At 54.7% G+C, this 20885-nt stretch carries 22 protein-coding genes; 3 read left to right on the forward strand and 19 right to left on the reverse strand.

Features of this window, described 5'->3' with window-relative positions; all coding sequences use genetic code 11:
* Positions 1-717 carry a type 1 glutamine amidotransferase gene (locus tag NNO08_RS04070; RefSeq protein ID WP_271440189.1) on the forward strand — a complete coding sequence of 239 codons (717 nt, stop codon included), beginning with the start codon at positions 1-3 and terminating at the stop codon, positions 715-717.
* A gap of 90 nt (positions 718-807) precedes the next feature.
* On the opposite strand, the gene cysM is transcribed toward NNO08_RS04070, so the two are convergent.
* The 10 genes from cysM to NNO08_RS04120 all read right to left on the reverse strand — a co-directional run bounded on the left by cysM (position 808) and on the right by NNO08_RS04120 (position 9442).
* A complete protein-coding gene (gene cysM / locus NNO08_RS04075; protein ID WP_271440188.1) occupies positions 808-1719 on the reverse strand; it encodes a cysteine synthase CysM in 912 nt (303 codons plus the stop codon).
* Positions 1720-1837: 118 nt separating this feature from the next.
* Complete coding sequence (gene cysA, locus NNO08_RS04080) at positions 1838-2935, reverse strand: sulfate/thiosulfate ABC transporter ATP-binding protein CysA (protein WP_271440187.1); 1098 nt, start codon at positions 2933-2935, stop codon at positions 1838-1840.
* Positions 2925-3800, reverse strand: a complete 876-nt coding sequence (gene cysW, locus NNO08_RS04085) for a sulfate/thiosulfate ABC transporter permease CysW (protein WP_271440186.1) — start codon at positions 3798-3800, stop codon at positions 2925-2927. Before cysW ends, cysA begins: the two co-directional genes overlap by 11 nt.
* The gene (cysT, locus tag NNO08_RS04090) at positions 3800-4633 is read right to left on the reverse strand and encodes a sulfate/thiosulfate ABC transporter permease CysT (protein WP_003038061.1); all 834 of its coding nucleotides are present in this window, start codon (positions 4631-4633) and stop codon (positions 3800-3802) included. The genes cysW and cysT overlap by 1 nt, the downstream gene beginning before the upstream one ends.
* On the reverse strand, positions 4634-5650 hold the full coding sequence (gene cysP / locus NNO08_RS04095) for a thiosulfate/sulfate ABC transporter substrate-binding protein CysP (protein ID WP_271440185.1): 1017 nt from the start codon (positions 5648-5650) through the stop codon (positions 4634-4636).
* A gap of 305 nt (positions 5651-5955) precedes the next feature.
* Positions 5956-6747, reverse strand: a complete 792-nt coding sequence (gene ucpA / locus NNO08_RS04100; RefSeq protein WP_137384730.1) for an SDR family oxidoreductase UcpA — start codon at positions 6745-6747, stop codon at positions 5956-5958.
* A 205-nt stretch (positions 6748-6952) separates the two neighbouring features.
* The gene (yfeX, locus tag NNO08_RS04105) at positions 6953-7852 is read right to left on the reverse strand and encodes a porphyrinogen peroxidase (RefSeq protein WP_271456233.1); all 900 of its coding nucleotides are present in this window, start codon (positions 7850-7852) and stop codon (positions 6953-6955) included.
* Positions 7853-7945: 93 nt separating this feature from the next.
* Positions 7946-8521, reverse strand: coding sequence for an RpoE-regulated lipoprotein (locus NNO08_RS04110; RefSeq protein ID WP_271456234.1), 576 nt, complete (start codon positions 8519-8521; stop codon positions 7946-7948).
* A gap of 59 nt (positions 8522-8580) precedes the next feature.
* Positions 8581-9030 carry a DUF2919 domain-containing protein gene (locus tag NNO08_RS04115; protein ID WP_271440181.1) on the reverse strand — a complete coding sequence of 150 codons (450 nt, stop codon included), beginning with the start codon at positions 9028-9030 and terminating at the stop codon, positions 8581-8583.
* Positions 9017-9442, reverse strand: a complete 426-nt coding sequence (locus NNO08_RS04120) for a GNAT family acetyltransferase (protein WP_271440180.1) — start codon at positions 9440-9442, stop codon at positions 9017-9019. The genes NNO08_RS04115 and NNO08_RS04120 overlap by 14 nt, the downstream gene beginning before the upstream one ends.
* 211 nt (positions 9443-9653) lie before the next feature.
* Between NNO08_RS04120 and amiA the strand changes: the two genes are divergently transcribed.
* Complete coding sequence (gene amiA, locus NNO08_RS04125) at positions 9654-10523, forward strand: N-acetylmuramoyl-L-alanine amidase AmiA (RefSeq protein ID WP_137384734.1); 870 nt, start codon at positions 9654-9656, stop codon at positions 10521-10523.
* A 2-nt stretch (positions 10524-10525) separates the two neighbouring features.
* The gene (gene hemF / locus NNO08_RS04130; RefSeq protein WP_271456235.1) at positions 10526-11425 is read left to right on the forward strand and encodes an oxygen-dependent coproporphyrinogen oxidase; all 900 of its coding nucleotides are present in this window, start codon (positions 10526-10528) and stop codon (positions 11423-11425) included.
* An 84-nt stretch (positions 11426-11509) separates the two neighbouring features.
* Here hemF and eutR read toward each other — a convergent pair whose 3' ends face one another.
* From eutR to eutJ, 9 genes are all read right to left on the reverse strand, one after another.
* Positions 11510-12562, reverse strand: coding sequence for an HTH-type transcriptional regulator EutR (gene eutR / locus NNO08_RS04135; RefSeq protein ID WP_061068308.1), 1053 nt, complete (start codon positions 12560-12562; stop codon positions 11510-11512).
* 48 nt (positions 12563-12610) lie between these two features.
* Positions 12611-13141, reverse strand: coding sequence for an ethanolamine utilization microcompartment protein EutK (gene eutK, locus NNO08_RS04140; protein ID WP_137384737.1), 531 nt, complete (start codon positions 13139-13141; stop codon positions 12611-12613).
* 11 nt (positions 13142-13152) lie between these two features.
* Positions 13153-13812, reverse strand: a complete 660-nt coding sequence (eutL, locus tag NNO08_RS04145) for an ethanolamine utilization microcompartment protein EutL (protein ID WP_198903394.1) — start codon at positions 13810-13812, stop codon at positions 13153-13155.
* Between the two features lie 9 nt (positions 13813-13821).
* The gene (gene eutC / locus NNO08_RS04150; protein ID WP_271440177.1) at positions 13822-14718 is read right to left on the reverse strand and encodes an ethanolamine ammonia-lyase subunit EutC; all 897 of its coding nucleotides are present in this window, start codon (positions 14716-14718) and stop codon (positions 13822-13824) included.
* A 20-nt stretch (positions 14719-14738) separates the two neighbouring features.
* Positions 14739-16100: an ethanolamine ammonia-lyase subunit alpha gene (eutB, locus tag NNO08_RS04155; protein ID WP_003038029.1), complete on the reverse strand. Its 1362-nt coding sequence runs from the start codon at positions 16098-16100 to the stop codon at positions 14739-14741.
* Between the two features lie 11 nt (positions 16101-16111).
* On the reverse strand, positions 16112-17515 hold the full coding sequence (eutA, locus tag NNO08_RS04160) for an ethanolamine ammonia-lyase reactivating factor EutA (RefSeq protein ID WP_271448580.1): 1404 nt from the start codon (positions 17513-17515) through the stop codon (positions 16112-16114).
* The gene (gene eutH / locus NNO08_RS04165; RefSeq protein WP_003835043.1) at positions 17512-18744 is read right to left on the reverse strand and encodes an ethanolamine utilization protein EutH; all 1233 of its coding nucleotides are present in this window, start codon (positions 18742-18744) and stop codon (positions 17512-17514) included. Before eutH ends, eutA begins: the two co-directional genes overlap by 4 nt.
* Positions 18745-18863: 119 nt before the next feature.
* Positions 18864-20051, reverse strand: a complete 1188-nt coding sequence (eutG, locus tag NNO08_RS04170) for an ethanolamine utilization ethanol dehydrogenase EutG (RefSeq protein WP_271448581.1) — start codon at positions 20049-20051, stop codon at positions 18864-18866.
* A complete protein-coding gene (gene eutJ / locus NNO08_RS04175) occupies positions 20041-20880 on the reverse strand; it encodes an ethanolamine utilization protein EutJ (protein WP_271456236.1) in 840 nt (279 codons plus the stop codon). The genes eutG and eutJ overlap by 11 nt, the downstream gene beginning before the upstream one ends.
* Between the last annotated feature and the right edge of the window lie 5 nt (positions 20881-20885).

The following is a 20885-nucleotide window of genomic DNA, read 5'->3' on the forward strand; positions in this document are numbered from 1 at the left end:
GTGCGAGTTCATTTTGTTATTCATGAGTCTTTTGAATCTGCTGGCGCGTATCTGCCGTGGGCAGAACAGCGTGGCTATACCATCACCTGGTCACGGGTTTACGCCGGAGAATCGGTTCCCGCCAATGCTGATGGGTTCGATATGCTGGTCGTCTTTGGTGGCCCGCAGTCTCCACGCACCACGCTGGCAGAGTGCCCGTATTTTGATTCTCAGGCCGAACAGCATCTGATCAATCAGGCGATTTCAGCACGCAAAATTGTGGTGGGGATCTGCTTAGGTTCACAGCTGATTGGCGAGGCGCTGGGCGCGAAGGTATGTCAAAGCCCGGAAAAAGAGATTGGTCATTATCCCATCACACTGACTGAAGCAGGTAAAGCGCACCCGCTGATCGCCCACTTTGGATCGCCGCTGATGGTCGGTCACTGGCACAACGATATGCCTGGATTAACCGATCAGGCGACAATTCTGGCGACAAGTGAAGGCTGTCCGAGACAAATCGTGCAATACGGTAATTTTATCTATGGTTTCCAGTGTCATATGGAATTCACCGCCGAGGCAATCGAGGGGCTGATTCAGCATTCGGAACAAGAGTTAGCAGAGGCCAAAGGAAAACGCTTTATCCGCTCTGTTGCTGAAATGCGCGAATGGGATTACCAGCAGATGAATGAAAAACTGTGGCAGTTCCTGGATAAACTGGTAGAGAACCGTAACGATTAATCATTGAAGGCCGGATAAAACACGCAATGTCTTATCCGGCGATCGTGTCGTATGTTTGCCTGATGGCGCTACGCTTATCAGGCCTACAAATTAAATCCCTGCGCCCTGGTTGAAGTGCTCTTCACCAAAAACGCCGGTCGAAAGGTAGCGATCGCCGCGATCGCAGATGATCGCCACCACCACAGCGCCGGGTGTAGCACGCGCCACGCGTAACGCCCCCGCCACCGCGCCGCCAGAACTGACACCGCAGAAAATGCCTTCACGAACCGCCAGCTCACGCATGGTGTTTTCTGCATCATTCTGATGAATATCCAGCACCTCATCCACCAGCGAGGCGTTAAAAATGCCCGGCATATACTCCGCAGGCCAGCGGCGAATCCCCGGAATACTGCTGCCCTCTTCCGGCTGCAGACCGACAATAGTCACCGGTTTAGCCTGTTCACGCAGAAAACGAGATACGCCAGTAATGGTGCCAGTCGTGCCCATGCTGGAGACGAAATGGGTAATGCGTCCGGACGTTTGCTGCCAGATTTCCGGGCCGGTTGTGGTGTAATGCGCATACGGGTTATCAGGATTGTTAAACTGATCGAGCAACTTACCTTCGCCACGTTGGGCCATTTCCAGAGCTAAGTCACGCGCCCCTTCCATGCCCTGCTCTTTGGTCACCAGTATCAGTTCAGCCCCGTAAGCCCGCATCGCCGCACGTCGCTCCTGACTCATGTTGTCAGGCATCAGCAGCTTCATGCGATAGCCTTTCAGCGCGGCGATCATCGCCAGCGCGATGCCGGTATTCCCGCTGGTTGCTTCAATCAGTACATCGCCCGGCTTAATTTCTCCGCGTTTCTCCGCTTCGACAATCATCGACAGCGCAGCCCTGTCTTTCACCGAGCCCGCGGGATTATTCCCTTCCAGTTTGACCCAAATTTCACTGCCGTTTTCCGGCGCAAGACGCTGCAGTTTAACCAGAGGCGTATTGCCAATCGTTTGTTCTAATGTGTTCACGTTTTCAGCTCAATAAAATGCCGGGTGGCGCTACGCTTACCCGGCCTACAGGTCATGCTTTAGCCCGTAGGCCCGGTAAGCGCAGCGCCACCGGGGAATAACTATGCGAATTAACCTATCAGGCCGATTGCGCCAGGGCAAGTTCCGCTTCACGCGTTTCAATGCGCTGGTCACCGTTGTACAGTCGTGCATTTTGCAGCCCAACAAACAGGCGTTCGCCACGAGCTGGGGAATCGTCTCCCTGCATGACCACTGTCAGCGGTTCGTTATACCACCCCAGTGGTTGCACAACTAATTGGGTGTAGTGACCTTTCGGGCTGGCTTCCAGCACCTGTACCGGCAACGGGGAATCCAGGCTGGTACGACGGCTCACATCCACTTCCCACGGACGCAGGAACAGGTCGACCGGCCCTTGATACGCTGGCGTATAGCCCAATGGCCAACGGTGTGCGCCAACATGGAACTGTCCACCACGAATCGTCCCCTGCAGGCGGTTAACCTCACCCATAAATTCCAGTACAAAGCGGGTTGCCGGTTCACGCCAGACCTGGTCCGGCGCATCGGCTTGTTCAATATGTCCCTGGCTCATTACCACCACGCGATCGGCCACTTCCGTTGCTTCTTCCTGGTCGTGGGTAACAAACACGCTGGTGAATTTCAGTTCTTCGTGCAACTGACGCAACCAACGACGCAACTCTTTACGCACCTGAGCATCAAGTGCACCAAACGGCTCATCGAGTAGCAGGATCTGCGGTTCCACCGCTAACGCTCGTGCCAGCGCCACACGCTGTTTTTGCCCGCCGGAAAGCTGCGCCGGAAAACGATCCGCCAGATGGGCAAGCTGCACCATCTCCAGCAATTGAGTGACTTTCGCCTTAATGGCCGCCGCGTTTGGACGCTCGCGACGCGGTAAGACCGTCAGCCCAAAGGCGATATTGTCGAAAACGGTCATATGGCGAAACAGCGCATAATGCTGAAAGACGAAGCCAACTTTACGATCACGCGCATGTAAACGACTGACGTCAGTACCATGAAAGCGAATATGCCCGCTGGACTGATGTTCCAGCCCGGCAATAATTCGCAGCAGCGTCGTTTTACCCGAACCGGAGGGTCCCAGCAGCGCGACCATCTGACCTGAAGGAATATCCAGCGAGATATCGTTCAGCACCTGGGTGCGACCAAAAGACTTCTTAATATTGGCAATCTCAATGCTCATGATTTTCCTCCTGCTGCGCGCGTTTTTCCTGGTTCTCCAGGCGCCATTGCAGCATGCTCTTCAAAAACAGGGTAATAATCGCCATCAGCGTTAACAACGCCGCTGCGGTAAAGGAGCCGACAGTGTTGTAATCCTGCTCCAGTAATTCAATCTGCAATGGCAATGACAAGGTTTCGCCGCGAATCGAACCAGACACCACCGACACCGCACCAAACTCACCAATCGCACGGGCATTGGTCAACACCACACCGTACAGCAATGCCCAACGGATATTCGGCAGCGTCACGCGTCGGAACATCTGCCAGCCGGACGCGCCAAGCAGCACAGCCGCTTCATCTTCATTACTGCCCTGGCTTAACATCACCGGCACCAGTTCGCGCACCACAAACGGACAGGTTACAAAGACCGTAACCAGCACCATGCCTGGCCAGGCAAACATGATTTGCAGGTTATGTTCATCCAGCCAACCGCCGAGTGGGCCGTTAGAGCCGTAAAACAGCAGATAGACCAGACCGGCGACCACCGGCGAGACAGCAAACGGAATATCCAGTAGCGTCAGCAACAGCTGGCGACCCGGAAAGTTAAAGCGGGTCACCAGCCAGGCCAGCAAGACACCAAACACCAGGTTCACTGGCACTGCGATCAGTGCAATCAACACCGTAAGCCAGATGGCATGCAGCATGTCCGGGTTAGCCAGATTCTGTAATACCGGCAGTAACCCCTTACTGAATGCCTGCACGAAGATATAGATCATCGGCACCAGCAAAATAAACGCGGACACCAGCATGCCCGTGCCAATCAGAAACCATTTACCCCAGTTGATGCGGGGCGCCCCATAGTGTTTCAATTGGGTAATGTCTGCCATCAGTGACCTACCACGCGTCGACCAAAGCGACTCTGCAGGGTGTTAATCGAAAACAGCAGCAACAACGAAGCCCCAAGGATTACTGACGCAATCGCACTAGCGGCTGGGTAGTCAAACTCCTGCAAGCGAACAAAAATCATCAGTGAGGTGACTTCCGTTTTCCACGCAATATTCCCGGCGATAAAGATAACTGCGCCAAATTCGCCTAAACTACGGGTGAACGACAGCGCCACGCCCGCCACCAGCGCAGGTGACAGCTCCGGCAGCACCACTTTACGGAAACTCTGCCAACGCGTAGCACCCAGCGTTTCCGCCGCTTCTTCATACTCCGGTCCTAACTCTTCCAGCACCGGCTGTACGGTACGTACCACAAACGGGATACTGGTAAATGCCATAGCCACCGCGATACCCAGCCAGGTGTAAGTGACCTTAATATCCAGTTTCGCCAGCCATTCGCCGTAGAAACCGTTGACCGAAAACAGTGACGCCAGCGTCAGACCCGCTACCGCCGTAGGCAGCGCAAACGGCAGGTCCATCAGCGCATCCAGCAACGTGCGGCCCGGAAAACGGTAACGGGTTAAGATCCACGCCATTAACAGACCAAACACGCCGTTAAAAATCGACGCCACAAATGCTGACAGCAGCGTGACTTTATAGGCCGCCACGACCTGCGGGTTAGTGATCACATCCCAATATTGCGCCCAGCTCATTTGCGCCAGTTGCATTACCAGCGCACTAAGCGGTAACAGCAATATCAGGCACACAAACAGTAAGCTGGTACCCAGACTTAAGGTAAAGCCGGGCAGCACGCGTCGGGAAGAAACAGCAAACATTTACTTGCGCCCCGCCGCCAACAGTTTGTCCAGCTCACCGCCGCTGACAAAGTGTGTTTTCATCACTTCAGGCCAGGAGCCGAACTTGTCTTCTACGCGGAACAATTCAGTCTGCGGGAATTTATCTTGCAGCTTGTCCATGACCTGTGGGTTATTCACACGGTAGTAATAGTCGGTGATGATGGTTTGTGCCTGCGGGCTGTACAGCCAGTTCAGATACGCTTTAGCCGCTTTCTCTGTCCCGTTGGCCTGCACATTCTTATCTACCCAGGCAACCGGGAACTCGGCAAGAATATTGGTTTTCGGAATAACAACCTCAAAACCCTGCGCTTCATACTGCTTGCGAATGTTATTCACTTCCGACTCGAAGCTGATCAATACGTCACCGAGCCCGCGCTCGGCAAAAGTGGTGGTCGCGCCACGGCCGCCGGTATCAAACACTTCGACATTTTGCAGGAACTGGGTCATGAACTGTTCGGTTTTGGCTTTATCGCCGCCGTCTGCTTTATCCGCAGCGCCCCACGCCGCTAAATAGGTGTAGCGCGCATTCCCGGACGTTTTCGGGTTAGGGAAGATAAGCTTGACGTCAGAACGAACAAGGTCATTCCAGTCGTGAATATTTTTAGGGTTTCCTTTACGCACCAGGAATCCCATTGTGGAATAGAACGGTGAACTGTTGTTCGGCAGGCGAGTTTGCCAGTCGGCCGGGATCAACTTGCCTTTGTCGTGCAGGATTTGCACGTCGGTCACCTGGTTATAGGTCACCACATCGGCTTTCAGTCCCTGTAAAATCGCCAGCGCCTGTTTTGATGACCCGGCATGAGATTGTTTTATCGTCAGTTTATCGCCGCCGTTATCCTTCGCCCATTGCTGTTCAAACGGGGGATTAAGGGCGGCAAACAGCTCGCGAGACACATCGTATGAGCTGTTCAACAGCTCTGTTGCCTGCGCCTGCCCCACCAGCAACAGCAGCGCCGCCAGCGTCAGGGTTCTTTTTTTCAGTAAGTTAACGGCCATTGCGCACCCTTATAAATTTAATGACTTTCTTATGGTCATCATATTTATAACCGGCACTAAAGGAGTAACGGTTTTATATACCGTTTGATGATTTGAAAGTTGAAAAGAGAATAAGAGCTTATCCCAGTAGGTGTAATTGTTGCAGGCAGTTTGGACACGGACAGCGCGGAAAAACCGGAGCGTACACGAAGTACGTGAGGATTTTGAGCACTGCCCAGGGCCAAACTGGCAAATAAAATAGCCTAATGGGCTAGCTCTAAGGGGTACCTCCTCCCCAGGTTCACCAGGGAGGAGACAGGCATCAATCAGATGCCGACGCTAACGCTTTCCGGCAGTGTGCTGCCGCCATCAATCACGTTTTGCGTGCCAGTTAAGTAGCTGGATTCATCCGACGCCAGGAACGCCGCCAGTTCACCCACTTCAAGCGGGCAGGCCAGACGGCGCATTGGAATCGCTTTCGCCATGTCGACTAAAACCGATTCAGGATCGTCCGGGTTAGACTGACGTGCAATATTTTCCGCCATTGGCGTACGAACGTAGCCTGGGCAAATTGCATTTACACGAATCCCCGATTGCGCGTATTCAACCGCCAGGGACTTGGTTAAGCCGATAATAGCGGCTTTCGACAACGCATACGCCGTTTCACCCGGGTCGGCTACCATATCGCCTGTTACCGATGACATCATCACGATGCGCCCGTCTTTGCGTGCAATCATCTCCGGCAGAACGGCCTTCGTCACGTTCCAGACGCCTTTAATGTTGACATCAATGTGGAAGTCGCGATCTTCATCGCTCATTTCAAGGAAGTTGCCAAGGCGACATACGCCGGCATTGTTGACCAGAATGTCGATTTTGCCTTCAATTTTCTTCGCGCGTTTTACCGCTTCCGTGACCGACGCAAAATCTCTGACGTCTGCGTGAACCGCTGTGCAGCGATGCCCGCGCCCAGCCAGTTCATCCGCCAGCTTTTCAATCTCATCGGAGATATCCAGCAGGATTAAGTTCGCGCCATGGCGGGCAAACGTTCTGGCGATCCCCTCGCCAATACCCTGAGATGCGCCTGTAATCAATGCTGTTTTGCCCGTGAGTTTTCCCATTTCAATATTCTCCTTTTGAATATGAAGCCTTCACTTCATTCACGCAGAAGATACAGCATTAACAAATTCATGCTGAGGAATAGCTCACTAAATCAGGTTAATTTCAGGTAAAAAAAATCCCCGTCGGGGCGGGGATTTTCAATTCGATGACAGATAAGAACGCGGTAGGCCCGGTAAGCGTTAGTGCCACCAGGCAACACCGGGATTACAGCGCCATCAGTCGATCCAGCGACGGTGCAAAGTAATAGCCACCGGTGACCGGTTTAGTAAAGCGCAGCATCGCGTCACGTTTGCCGTCGGTATCACCAAACATGCTCAGCAGTTGCTGCTCAATATTGTGCAGACGCGCACAGTACGCGCAGAAATAGAGACCATGCGTACCGCTGGCTGTACCGTATGGCAGGCTCTGACGAACAATTTTCAGACCCTTGCCATCTTCTTTCAGATCCACACGGCTCAGGTGGGATGTTACCGGACGATCGTCACCATCGATCTCTTCGTTGGCTTCCTTGGTGCGGCCAATCATCATTTCCTGATCGTGAATACTCATGCGGTTCAGTTGCTTCAGGTTATGTTCCCAACGCTGCACGAATACATAGCTGCCACCAGCATCGACGCCATCTTTAATAACAGCGACTTCACGACGCGTTTCTTCACCCGCCGGGTTTTCAGTGCCATCAACAAAGCCACTGAGATCACGCTCTTCCACCCAGCGGAAACCGTGGATCTCTTCTTTGACATCGATGCAGTCGCCAAACGCTTCCATGGCCGCCTGCGCAACGGAGAAGTTCACGTCATGGCGCAGCGAGAGAATATGGATCAATACGTCATACTGGGTCGCCGGAGCCAGGCCTTTACCGTAAGGGATGAAGTCCTTCAGCTCTTCCGCGCCCACGCCACCGCTCAGTGTGCGCCAGGTAGTGTTGCCAAAAGCGACTACCGCGCCCAGATGCGCATCCGGGAATTTCGCTTCAAAGGTCGCCAGCTTATCGGCAAATGTTTTGCTGGCCGCTCGCAGAGCCTCAACATCACCTTTTACATTGGCTTCAATCCAAATCGCCGCACGGCAATGTTCTGGCAAAATGCCACTCTGAACCTGAGACATTGTTCCTCCTGAAAAAAAGCTGCCACGACATCGTGGCATTGATGGGCGTTATTCTACCTGTTTTTTTAGTAAGTCGATTTGTTCAGACGCAAATTAACGCCGCCAGATAATTTTGCTGACTTTCCACTCTTGTAGCGTATCGTCAGACGGCATTATGCCTTCAGGGCCGCTCCAGTCACCGGAAAAAATATAGCTAATGTGCTGACTTCCTTCAGCTTTACATTCAACGTTCTCGCTATCATCACCGGTTGCTTTCTGACAATTACCGAAGGCTTTAGTGTAAAGGTCGCTAAACGGTGTACCGATTTCAACACCCGCGTCTGATGAAATATCGCTGTCCAGGACATCAATGCGGCTGATGGTTCCCTGGTCTCCATTGATCACCATTGCCAGCTTGTCACCTTTCATCGCCTCAAAAAAGCGCACGACGTTGCCGTTATTGGTTTTCATCCCACTACGCAGGCGATAATCGCCACCCAGCGCATCAGCAATGGTCTTTTCTTCCAGTGTTGTCGCGCCCGTGAGTTTTCCCACGCCTTGCTCAGTGACCTCGGTCGAAGAACCAAACCAGTTCCACGGATTAGCGGCGGACCAGTTCACCGATGAGAGGGTTGAACACCCGGTCAGCACCAGCGGTATCGCGCATAACGTCAAACGCAGTGATTTCATTTCACTTCCTTCCATATTTATCAACGCTGCTTTGAGTCCGGTTTCACTAAAAAGTGCCGTTATTCTTTCTCGGGGGAAAAACAGGCACGCAAACGTTGATTGGTTAACAGCCAGACCAGCGCGACAATATCCGCCACCAGCAGCGCCAGACCAACGCCGTTGACAGGATCGCCTCCCAACCACAGCATCGGCTGCCAGCAGAGCAGCGCCAGTTGAGCCAGAATCAGTAATCCGCGCAGCCTGTGCCACAAAACGGGAAACGCGGAACGCCGCCCGCTGAGTAAAAACGCCAGCACGGCCGGAACGCCGGGAAGTAACCCCAGCCAGAACGCGTCATGATCGGGATAAAACAAATTCAGCAACGTGTTGCCTTGATCGCGGGAAGAACCCGCAATCACAAACAACACCCAGGTACGCGCCTGGAGCAGCAGCACGCACCAGAACAGAAATGGCAGGCGCAGACGCCCATGACCGTCATAGTCGGCGGGATGGAACTCAGTACTCTTCATCTTCGATTAAACGTTTACCCAGATGGAGTACATCGGTATGTTCATAGCCCAAACGCTCATACATACCCAGCACAACGTCATTATCGTCACGCACCATGATTTGAACCTTTGGACAACCACGGGCAATGAGCTTTTTCTCCAGCCGGTTCAGCAGCGCATTAGCAATACCACGCCCCCTGAACTCAGGATGCACGCCAAGGTAATAAGCGGAACCACGATGACCGTCATAGCCCCCCATCACTGTGCCGACAACTTCACCGTTCACTTCTGCGACCAGAAACAAGCTGACGTCATGATTGACTTTGCGCTCAATGTCCATTTCCGGATCATTCCATGGACGCAGCAGATCACAGCGCTCCCAGAGGGTGATCACCTCTTCGAAATCTTCCTGGCGAAATACGCGTATTTCCATGGTATTAGTTTCCTTTTCAGGACGTTAAAAAGCGATTATGGCGCGAACCACTGATTTAGCCAATATCTGACGCGAAACGACGGAAAAAATGGCATAATACGGAATTGTCACGTATTGAAATGAAAAGTAAAACAATTCTTATCCCGATCCGTCGCAACGGACTACGCGATACGATATAACGTCTGGAACCTTTTTTTACAACTCAGGCCGTATGAGCACTTTTAAACCACTAAAAACTCTCACATCGCGCCGCCAGGTGCTGAAAGCTGGGCTGGCAGCCCTGACGCTGTCCGGCATGTCGCAAGCCATCGCAAAGGAAGAAACGCTAAAGACCAGTAATGGTCACAGCAAACCGAAAGCCAAAAAAGCGGGTGCTAAGCGTGTTGTTGTTCTTGACCCAGGACACGGTGGTATTGATACCGGAGCAATTGGCCGCAACGGCTCGAAAGAAAAACACGTGGTGCTGGCGATTGCCAAGAATGTACGCTCGATTCTGCGCAATGAAGGAATTGATGCACGCCTGACCCGCTCTGGCGATACCTTCATTCCACTGTACGATCGCGTTGAGATTGCCCACAAGCACGGTGCCGATCTGTTTATGTCGATTCACGCCGACGGCTTCACCAATCCGAGCGCGGCGGGGGCATCGGTCTTCGCCCTGTCCAATCGCGGTGCCAGTAGCGCCATGGCGAAGTACCTGTCCGATCGTGAAAACCGTGCCGATGAAGTCGCAGGTAAAAAGGCCACCGATAAAGACCATTTATTGCAGCAGGTACTGTTCGATTTGGTACAAACCGACACCATTAAAAACAGCCTGACGCTCGGTTCGCACATTCTTAAGAAAATCAAGCCAGTACACCGCTTGCACAGTCGCAGCACGGAACAAGCCGCGTTCGTGGTACTAAAATCACCGTCAATTCCTTCGGTACTGGTCGAAACGTCATTCATCACCAACCCGGAAGAAGAACGGTTACTGGGCACAACGGCATTTCGCCAGAAAATCGCCACCGCTATCGCCAATGGCATCATCAGCTATTTCCACTGGTTTGATAATCAGAAAGCACATTCGAAGAAACGTTAATCATGAAGCCCGATGCACAGCGCGTTAAACAGTTCCTGCTTAGTCTGCAGGATAATATTTGCCAACAGTTATCTGCCGTCGATGGTGCAACGTTTGTTGAAGATAACTGGCAACGTGAAGCGGGCGGCGGTGGTCGTAGCCGGGTGCTACGTAACGGCGGTATCTTTGAACAAGCGGGGGTGAATTTCTCCCACGTACACGGTGACGCAATGCCAGCCTCTGCTACCGCGCATCGGCCAGAGCTTGCCGGGCGCAGCTTTGAGGCGATGGGTGTCTCGCTGGTCGTGCATCCGCAGAATCCGTACATCCCTACCAGCCATGCCAACGTGCGTTTTTTTATCGCCGAAAAACCGGGTGCCGATCCAGTATGGTGGTTTGGCGGTGGCTTTGATTTAACGCCCTACTATGGTTTTGAAGAAGATGCCGTTCACTGGCATCGCACCGCGCTTGAACTCTGCCAACCGTTTGGTGATGACGTGTACCCGCGTTACAAAAAATGGTGCGACGACTACTTCTTTCTGAAGCACCGTAACGAGCAGCGCGGCATTGGTGGGCTGTTTTTCGATGACTTAAATACGCCAGATTTCAACCACTGCTTCGCCTTTATGCAGGCGGTCGGGCAAGGTTACACCGAGGCGTATCTGCCGATCGTCGAACGCCGTAAAGCGATGATCTGGGGCGAGCGCGAGCGCAATTTCCAGCTTTATCGTCGCGGACGCTATGTGGAATTTAATCTGGTGTGGGATCGCGGCACCTTATTCGGTTTACAGACCGGCGGGCGCACTGAATCGATTTTGATGTCGATGCCGCCGCTGGTACGCTGGGAATATGACTGGCAGCCGGAAGCGAACAGCCCGGAAGCCGCCCTTAGCGAGTTTATTCAGGTCCGCGACTGGGTGTAATTGCCTGATGGCGCTACGCTTATCAGGCCTACAACCCGTAGGCCGGATAAGACGTAAAGCGTCGCATCCGGCACAATTCTTTCATCACGCCCACTGACGCATACGCTGATGCAGCGTCAGCGAGGGTTTTTCCGCAAACAGCTGCTGGTAATCGGTAGCAAACTGCCCTAAATGCCAGAATCCCCACTGCATCGCAGCGTCCTTCACCGTTGCACTTTGCGACCACGGGCTAATAAGCTCCCGGCGCACAGCATTCAAACGAATACGCTTTAACCAGGCATTCGGTCCGATACCCAGGATCGCGTGAAACGCGTTTTGCAGCGTGCGACGACTCACATGTAGCTGGTTACACAAGTCGAGCACGGTCAGCGGCTCTGACATATTCTCCAGCACATATTCGCGCGCACGCGACAGCAGGCGGCGATAGCTCTGATGGCTGATGCTTTCAGCAGTCATAATCGGCTGCGCGTCTTCCAGCATAGTGCCCATCGCCAGCAGCAGGTTATCACCCAACACTTTGCGCACCGCCGGCTGATGAAGGTTCTCTGGATTTTCACTAAACGTCGCCAGCGCCTGTTGCACAAAGCCCCATAACGCGGCTTTATGCTGTTCTTTTACTTCTAACGCCGACTGATTTCGCAACATATGCAACACCCTTTCCGGGTTATGCAGGAAGTTAGCCTGACGCGCAATGGTGTCTTCAGAGATAACGACCCCCAGAATGGTGTAATCATCCGGTGTGCTCAGCTCAAACTCCGTTCCGCCTGGGCGGGTCGCAATTTCAGCACTGCCAAGGCATTGCGTACCAATAAACCCCTGCTCGCCGCGCGTAGCCGGAATACCAAACCAGAACGAATTCGGCCAAACCAGGCATGACTGGCGCAGCGCAAGACCGGTGTATTCACGGAACACCTGAATATCATCAAGCAGGATTTCCGTGAACTCGCCATGAAATTTTCCCGGATGCAGTTGATCGTAAATCTGCTGCCAGGCAGTAATCGTCAGGGCATGCTCATACACATCTGTTGTTCGCCGTTGGTGAACGTTGTCCACCTCCACCTTCGGCGTAAGTTTAACGTCTTCGGGTAATGCTTCATGATAAAGATGGTGCAGGTTTGCAGTACGGGTCTTTTTCATGATCTTTTAAGCCGGAAGCTTCAATGAAGCCCCCGGCCCTCCGACAGGTTAATTTTTTAAGCGATAGCGACTACTGCGTTTACGCAACGCTCCGTCAGAAAAGAGCTGTTCCAGCGCATTTCTGGCTTTATCAAGTGACCAGCCAAAGTGCGCGGCCACTTCCCCTGCCGTCATTCCTTGACGGGTTGATGCCAATAACGCCAGGAGCTCATCAGAAGATTCAGATGTCACAGGCGCTTCCTGTGTCTTTTCCGCTTTGGCTTCTGGTTTCATTTCTGGCTTCGGCGCGGGTTTCTTCGGCGCACGTTTAAAACCGCCGATCAGCCACTGGGTGTCATCATCCGGCCGCCCTATCTCCTTACGGCTGATAACACGGCCTGTACGCGCAGCAGCAGCACTGCCAGCATCCAGCGCAGCGCGGCACGCCGCCAGATCGCCTTCCACCACCAGCGTCAGCCTGCCAGGATCGAGCACTTCGTGGCTAAGCAGTCGCACGTTCGCAGCTTTCAGCATGGCGTCCGCAGCATCAACAGCCGCAACCATGCCATCCACTTCCAGTAATCCCAGTGCATTGATCATCACAACCTCTCTTACGCGCGTTGTACCGGATTACGGGCAATATCCAGAACGGCATCGGCAAAGGCGTTACACGCGGCTTTACAGGCGGCCTGACTACCGGTCAAAAACGCCGCTGAGTAGTTGGTTTCTGACGGTGGTGGAACGTAGGTCACCAGCTGTACATCGGCAGATTTCAGTGCAGCATCAATACCGAATGTCGCTTCCAGCGGCGGTGCCACCAGATAAGCCATAGGATCGCCAAGCCGACATCCCGCTGTCGCGGAAAGATACGAACCCGTGCGCGATACGACGTGCGCCAGGAAGGCGGTATTTTCTGCGTCATTTGCCCACTGGAACGCCGCGCCACTTTCAATATTGGCAACCATGGCGTCCAGGCCCGCGCGAACTTCAGCCGGGTTCGGCCCGCCGAGCATAATCAGCACTTCACCTGCGGTGGGAGAAGGTCCGTGTGCCGCACCGGCATACAATGAGCGGCCATAAACCACTTCAACCATCGCCTGTTTTGTCGCTTCGTCTGCGGCAATATACGCCACGTCATCAGAATCTGCTGTGATGAGCCCGAGGCTACGTATATGTGGTGGTAATTTAAGTTCGCGAGCAAAACCGTCATTTACCGAGGCAATCACGCGCATCGCGGTGACTGAGGGTCTTATCAAATCTAATGCTGGCATGATGTCTCCTTAACGGGTCATATTGATGCCGGATGCTTTCTGCTCCAGCATGCGCTTGGCCAAATCGACGATTACCGCAGCCGCTTCTACCGGAGGTGTACCGCCCTGGTGAATGTTCGAGATACAGGTGCGGTCAGCTTCAACGGTTGTCGCCACGCGCGGTGAATACACCGCGTAGCAGGAAAGGCTCTCCGACTGGCCGAGGCCCGGACGTTCACCCACCAGCAGGATCACCGCTTTCGCGCCCAGCAGTTCACCAATCTGATCTTCGATTTTTACGCGACCATAGCGAACAAAGAACGGCGTACCGACCTTCAGCCCTGCTTGTTTTAAACCAGACAGCAGCGGCGGCAGAATCTCTTCGTAGTTCGCGGTGATCGCATCGGTAGACAGGCCATCAGAGATAATCACCTGTACATCCGGGTTAGCCACACACTGCGATTTCAACGCTTCAATGGCTTCCGCACTCAGACGACGCCCCAGATCCGGGCGTGTCAGATACAGATTTTTGTCACTGATTTCTGAACGAACTTCCAGCAACCCTTGCGCTTTCACCCACTCTTCCGGCACCTCTTTTAAGACCGTATCTTTCGAACGCGAATGGTCCGCAAGGAAACGCAACAACGCCTGAGTACGCGGGCGAGGACCGGCACGACCGGTGCACACGCGTGCTGCAGTACTGCGACGCAGTTCAGTCAACACGTCCGCACGGTGTGGATTTTCAACGCCAATCCACGCTTTGGCTTCAGCAGAACCTAAGTCCATCGCACAGCTTTCACCTGTCGGCGCAGCACACTGCGTGGTGCTGCATTTCGCTTCCGGTGACGGTGCCTGAGCCTGCGGCTGTGACTCACCCATTGACGCCATTACGCTGCGTACAATTTCTTCAATCTGTTTTTGATCCATCGTGTGTCATCCCCGCGTCATCAGAAGAACAGTGACGGATCGCCCGCCCGTTTGGTCAGGCGACCGTTTGCCATAATGCCCATGGTTTCCAGCCAGCGCTCAAACTCCGGCGACGGACGCAGGTTCAGCAGCTGGCGCACGGTCGCGGTATCGTGGAATGCAGTGGTCTGGTAGTTGAGCATGATGTCGTCACCGAGCGGCATGCCCATGATGTAGTTGCAGCCAGCGGTGGCGAGCAGAATCATCAGGTTTTCGTTGAGGTTCTGGTCAGCATCAGCATGGTTGGTGTAGCAGCAGTCACAGCCCATTGAGATGCCGCTCAGCTTGCCCATGAAGTGGTCTTCCAGACCGGCACGAATGATCTGACGGTCGTTGTAGAGATACTCTGGTCCGATAAAGCCCACCACGGTGTTCACCAGGAACGGATCGTAGTGACGCGCCAGCCCGTAGTTACGCGCTTCCATCGTCACCTGATCGGCACCAAAGTTAGCGCCAGCAGAAAGCGCAGACCCTTGCCCGGTTTCGAAGTACAGGCAGTTTTCCCCGGCGATACGGTTAAACTCCGCACCCACGGCACGCGCTTCATCCAGCATCGCCAGCTCAACGCCAAACTCTTTTAAGCCTTTTTCACTGCCGCAGATACTCTGGAAAATCAGCCCGCCCGGCGCGCCGCGACGAATTGCTTCAATCTGCGTGGTGACGTGCGCCAGTACGCAGCCCTGGGTCGGGATGTTAAATTTGTCGATGACGCCATACACGGTATCGAGGACGCGGCTTAAGTTCTCCACATCATCTGTTACCGGGTTGACGCCGATGACCGCATCACCCGCACCGAAGGAAAGACCTTCATAGATCTGAGCGGCGATACTCTGTACATCGTCACGGGTATCGTTCGGCTGCAAACGGCAGCTAAAGGTGCCCGGCAAGCCAATGGTGGTGTTCGCCTTTTTGATCACCGGCATTTTCTTGCCGCCGTAGATCAGGTCCGCGTTGGAACAGATTTTAGCCACCGCAGCAACGACTTCCGACGTTAACCCTTTGCGCGTAAACGCAATGTCATCGACAGAGGTTTCATCACTCAGCACATACTCGCGCAGCTCACTGATACTCCAGTTTTTGATGCGGTTATAGGCCGTTTCGTTGACGTCATCCTGAATCAGACGCGTTACGCAGTCTTCTTCATAGGAAATCACCGGGTTATTGCGAATATCCGCCACCGTCATTTCCGACAACACCTGCTTGGCAGCCACACGCTCCTGAGAGCTTGTTGCGGCCACTCCTGCCAGCACATCCCCCGAACGCAGTTCGTTGGCTTTTGCCAGCACCTCTTTTACATCCTTAAACTGATAAACATTGCCGAACAATGTGGTCTTTAGTTTCATAAGTCGTTCCCTCAGGAAGGAAATGCGAGTGATTTCACCGTCACCGGCACAACCGATCCGCCAAAAAGAGGCGTACCAATGTCGATATAGTCCCCCGCCCGGACAACCACCTCATCGATGACTGCCAGCGGGTGTTGCTGTAACTGTGGGCGTAACAGCATGCCCAGGGCTTTACCAAAATCCTGCTCGGCTACCACCAGCAGGGGATGCGGATTCGGATAACGCGCGACGAAGGCCAGCAGCGCGTCAATCACCGTTAACAGCGCGGCGTAGCGCACCGGTAACGAACCGGGCAGCGCAAGCACATAAGCATCCGTTTGTGGATCCAGATCAAGCTGCATCAATGCCTGTTGCCAGGCAGCAACCAAATCGGACTCATCCACCGGAATCGCCACCGGCAGATTGCGCAGCGGAAGCTGAACACCCTCCAGCCAGATTGTGCTGCCCGAAAGCGACAGCGTATGCGCACCAGCACCAATCACCGTGGCGCGCACGGTTTGCGCCGGGAACTGCACGTTCATCTCACGCAGACGAGGGTGCTCATGCAGCGCCGTGGCAAGCAGTGGCCCGATGTCGGAAAAACAGAACGGATCGGCAGGTTGGTTGCGGTAGCATTCGCCCACTCCGCCGGACAACGTAATCACTTCCGGTTTCACGCCCGCAGGCAGCAGACCGGTTTGCATCAGCGCCTGCGCCAGTGGTGAAAGCGTGCCTTCAATCACTTCCACAATCAGCGCCGCCATCCGTCGCGCCACCTGAACCAGTTGCGTGGCGTTAAGCGAACGCGCATCGGTGCCAGGGCCAAAAACGTCATCGACAATCATCTGTCCCGGCTGATGCGCGTGAACCACGCGCCCCTGGCCGTCCGTTTCCAGCAGACGCCCTCCGACGTTCAGGCAGGCTGAACCGCTGACTTTCCCCGCGTCGAACAGCACGTAGTTCGACGTCCCGCCACCGATGTCGATATTCAGTACACGGCACAACTTCTGCTCTGACAGGGTCTGGGCACCCGCACCATGGCCAGCAATCACCGATTCCAGATGTGGACCGGCGCTGGCCACCACGAAATCACCCAACGACTGGGAGAGCGTCATCACCGCCGGACGCGCATTGCGGGTTTTCGCACTTTCCCCGGTAATGATGATCGCGCCGGAATCGACGGTTTCTGGTGCGATACCCGCCGCCTGATACTGGGCGAGGATCAGCGCTTTCAGTTCGGCTTCTTTCAGCCCGCCCTGCTTATCAACGGGGGTAAAGAAAACCGGGCTTTGCCAGCTAATTTCGCGTTTGATGAATTCGTAGCGCGGCACCTGCGACACTGCCGCACGGTTAACCAGCTCAAGGCGAGAGAAGATCACCTGAGTGGTGGTGGTGCCGATATCGATACCGACGCTCAGTAGCTGGCGAGTATTCACGATTGCGCCTCCGGGTTGGTTTCTACTTCTGCTGGAACATCTTCATCTTTCGGTACCAACAGCATAGCCACACCAATCGCCGTCACGCCGCCAATCAGCTTGCCGACAATCATCGGGAAGATCATGGCGTTCATGTTCGCTGCGGCGAAGCCTAAGTGGTCACCCAGCGCGAAGGCCGCGGAGACCGCAAAGGCGCAGTTGATCACTTTGCCGCGGGTATCCATATTCTTCATCATGCCGAACATTGGGATGTTGTTCGCCAGCGTCGCCACCATACCAGCAGCCGCAATGTTATTGATTTTTAAAAGATTACCGACGCTCATCAGCGGTTTTTCAAACCAACGAGTCAGCAGCAACACCATTGGGTACGCACCGAGCAGCACGCAGGAAATAGAACCGATAACTTCGATGGCGCGCATCACTTCACCCGGTTTGTCGCCCGGAGCCATGAAGATAGGATCAAGACCCGGGATCAGCTCCCAGCCGAGCAGGAATTTGACCACCGCAGCTGCCAGGCCGATGGTGATCAGCGCCACCAGGAATTTCGCGAAGATCTGGAAGCCGTTGATCATTTTTTCCGGGATAAATTTCAGTCCCAGCGCCACCAGCACGGCCACGATCAGCACCGGGATCATATTCATCAGGATCAGCGCGAAGGTGAACTCCACCGGCTGCCCGTTGATTTCGACGCCGGAGTACATCGCAATCAAACCGCCCGCAATACAACCAATCGGAATGGTGACGATACCGGCCAGCACGCCCAGCGCCAGATAACGACGGTCAGACGGTTCAATAATCCCCAGCGCAACCGGAATGGAGAACACCAACGTCGGCCCCATCATCGCCCCAAGGATCAGGCCAGAGTACAGCCACGCCGCAACGTCGCCGCCCGCCAGTTCTTTCGCCAGGAAGAAGCCGCCCATATCGCACGCCAGCAGCGTTCCGGCAAACATCGACGGGTTCGCGCCCAACATTTCGTACAGCGGAATAATTACTGGCCCGAGCACATGCGCCAGTACCGGTGCCAGCGCGGTCATACCCACCATCGCCAGACCCAGCGCGCCCATCGCCATAAAGCCTTCTTCAAACTGGCCGCCCGATCCCTCAATACTCTTACCGAACTTACCGAGGAAGCGTGCCGAACCGCCGAACTGCGACAGGATCCTGTCCACGGCGGCAATCAGCATAAAGAACATCATGATGTACATGATGATTTCGTTAATTCCCATAGCCCCTACTCCCTGTCATTTGTGATTTGTAGGCCGGATAAGACGTTTACGTCGCCTCCGGCATTAACGCCGTGTTATTGCCGGATGGCGGTGCGAGCACCTTATCCGGCCTACAGGCATTACCCGGCAGCCGCGTACAGGTCGATAATCTGTGCCTGTGTGGCGGTGCGTGGGTTACTGCGAATACAAATATCCTCCAGCGCGGCGTGAGCCCATGCGCTGTAATGCTCAGGCTTTGCCCCAACGTCAGAGAGTCGTTTGGTCTGGCCCACCTCGTTAATCAGATCGCTAACCGCGCTGATGGCGTCACGATCGTCCGATTTCTTATTGGTTAATGCCCGCCCGATATGGCTGAAGCGTTCGCGACACACCATGCGGTTAAACCCCATGACCGTGGGCAGCAGCATGGCATTAGCCTGTCCGTGCGGGATGTGCAGCGTCGCCCCCGGCTGGTGCGCCATTGCATGGCACAAGCCCAGCCCCGCACTGGAAAACGCCATTCCGGCCATACAGGAGGCCAGTAACATGCTTTCGCGTGCCGCCAAATCCTGACCGTAGCCGACGGCCTTCGGCAGCGATTTGCCGATCATCGCAATCGCGCCAATCGCCAGGCTGTCGGTAAACGGCGTCGCGTTCAGCGCGCTGTAGGCTTCAACCGCATGGGTCAGCGCATCAATTCCGGTCATCGCCGTCACGTGCGCGGGCACACCTTCCGTCAGCGCTGCATCAAGAATCGCCACATCCGGCATCAGGGTTGCATGCGCCAGCACTTTCTTCAGCCCGGTCGCGGCATCAATAATCACCGTGACGTTGGTGGTTTCTGAGCCTGTTCCGGCGGTAGTCGGTACAGCAATCAGTGGCAACCGTGGACGTAACACGCTGCGTTCGTCCATGTCAGCCAGCGTCTGGGTCGGGTTGGTCACCAGCAGTGCGACCGCTTTGGCCGCATCCAGTACGGAACCGCCACCAAAGGCCACGACGCCGTCGCACTTCGATTCACGCAGTTGCGCGACCGCCGCGCAGACATCCGTGATGCACGGCTCGCCCACCGGGCACGGCCACAGCGTCATCGCCACACCTTTCATCGCCAGGCTACGCTCAAGCGAGGCCGTCATTCCCGCCTGATGCAGGAAGCTATCCACCATGACAAACATATGCGTCAGTCCGCGCGTTTGCGCTTCCTGCCCGCAGGTGCTGAGCGCACCCAACCCGCACAATGTGACAGGGGGAACACTAAACGTTTTAACGCGTTGCAGATTCAGGGTGTCGAATGCCTGAAAGAGCGCGGTCTGCAATTCAGCTTGCATAGATTCCTTCCGCTTTTTCTTTTCCGCTATTTGCAATCGCCAGCGGGGTCATGAACAGGCTGTGCTGAGGTAAGTGCACTTGCAGTTCCGGAAAACGCTTACGGAACAGCTCATCGACTCCCGGCTGCATGCAGGAACCACCGGCCAGCCATAAATCGGTAACTCCCTGTCCTGCAATATGGTGAGCTACGATTTCCGCCATCTTTTCGTAGACCGGCTTCACCACCGGCCAAATTTCTTTACCGTTGCTGCGCTTGTACTGCTCAGCTTCTTCGAGCTGAATGCGGCGATTTCCGGCCAGCGTCAGGGAAATGTGGTGTCCACCGGTCGCTTCATCAGCGGAATAGGTCACTACCCCCCGCTTAACAATGGCAATTCCGGTAGTACCACCACCAATATCCACGACCCCGGCGTTATCAAGTTGCAGCAGATCCGCAACCGCGGTCGGCTCGTCTAACACATGACTCACGTCAAGCCCGGCGGATTCCAGCACGTTGATGGAGATACGCGGGTCGGTTCCCGGTGGGAATGAGGTCGCCGCATGGGTAAAACGGCAACCTAACTGTTGTTCAAGCGTATCGAGATGGCGACGAACGATGGTCACCGCACCGAAGAAATCCCAAACGATGCCATCGCGCACAACATCAGCCCAGTCCAGACAGACCGCAACCGGCTGCCCGTCGCTGTCGACAACCATCGACACCACATCACATGTCCCCAAATCAACGCCCAGCCACAGCGGTGATTCGCTCACGGCAGGTGTCTGGTTACATAGCGTTGCCGCTTTTTGCAGTCTGGGTGTGAGCCAACGTTGTTCGTCGTGCGCCATCTCTT

The sequence above is a fragment of the Citrobacter sp. Igbk 17 genome (assembly GCF_028069775.1).
Lineage (GTDB): Bacteria > Pseudomonadota > Gammaproteobacteria > Enterobacterales > Enterobacteriaceae > Citrobacter.

Coding starts and splice junctions, on each gene's coding strand:
- cysW (WP_271440186.1), bottom strand. CDS start 3,800: ATGGCAGACATTACCCAATTGAAACACTATGGGGCGCCCCGCATCAAC.
- eutB (WP_003038029.1), bottom strand. CDS start 16,100: ATGAAACTAAAGACCACATTGTTCGGCAATGTTTATCAGTTTAAGGAT.
- yfeX (WP_271456233.1), bottom strand. CDS start 7,852: ATGTCTCAGGTTCAGAGTGGCATTTTGCCAGAACATTGCCGTGCGGCG.
- eutC (WP_271440177.1), bottom strand. CDS start 14,718: ATGGATCAAAAACAGATTGAAGAAATTGTACGCAGCGTAATGGCGTCA.
- NNO08_RS04120 (WP_271440180.1), bottom strand. CDS start 9,442: ATGGAAATACGCGTATTTCGCCAGGAAGATTTCGAAGAGGTGATCACC.
- cysP (WP_271440185.1), bottom strand. CDS start 5,650: ATGGCCGTTAACTTACTGAAAAAAAGAACCCTGACGCTGGCGGCGCTG.
- cysA (WP_271440187.1), bottom strand. CDS start 2,935: ATGAGCATTGAGATTGCCAATATTAAGAAGTCTTTTGGTCGCACCCAG.
- eutR (WP_061068308.1), bottom strand. CDS start 12,562: ATGAAAAAGACCCGTACTGCAAACCTGCACCATCTTTATCATGAAGCA.
- NNO08_RS04115 (WP_271440181.1), bottom strand. CDS start 9,030: ATGAAGAGTACTGAGTTCCATCCCGCCGACTATGACGGTCATGGGCGT.
- eutH (WP_003835043.1), bottom strand. CDS start 18,744: ATGGGAATTAACGAAATCATCATGTACATCATGATGTTCTTTATGCTG.
- NNO08_RS04110 (WP_271456234.1), bottom strand. CDS start 8,521: ATGAAATCACTGCGTTTGACGTTATGCGCGATACCGCTGGTGCTGACC.
- ucpA (WP_137384730.1), bottom strand. CDS start 6,747: ATGGGAAAACTCACGGGCAAAACAGCATTGATTACAGGCGCATCTCAG.
- eutJ (WP_271456236.1), bottom strand. CDS start 20,880: ATGGCGCACGACGAACAACGTTGGCTCACACCCAGACTGCAAAAAGCG.
- eutG (WP_271448581.1), bottom strand. CDS start 20,051: ATGCAAGCTGAATTGCAGACCGCGCTCTTTCAGGCATTCGACACCCTG.
- hemF (WP_271456235.1), top strand. CDS start 10,526: ATGAAGCCCGATGCACAGCGCGTTAAACAGTTCCTGCTTAGTCTGCAG.
- eutL (WP_198903394.1), bottom strand. CDS start 13,812: ATGCCAGCATTAGATTTGATAAGACCCTCAGTCACCGCGATGCGCGTG.
- eutK (WP_137384737.1), bottom strand. CDS start 13,141: ATGATCAATGCACTGGGATTACTGGAAGTGGATGGCATGGTTGCGGCT.
- amiA (WP_137384734.1), top strand. CDS start 9,654: ATGAGCACTTTTAAACCACTAAAAACTCTCACATCGCGCCGCCAGGTG.
- cysT (WP_003038061.1), bottom strand. CDS start 4,633: ATGTTTGCTGTTTCTTCCCGACGCGTGCTGCCCGGCTTTACCTTAAGT.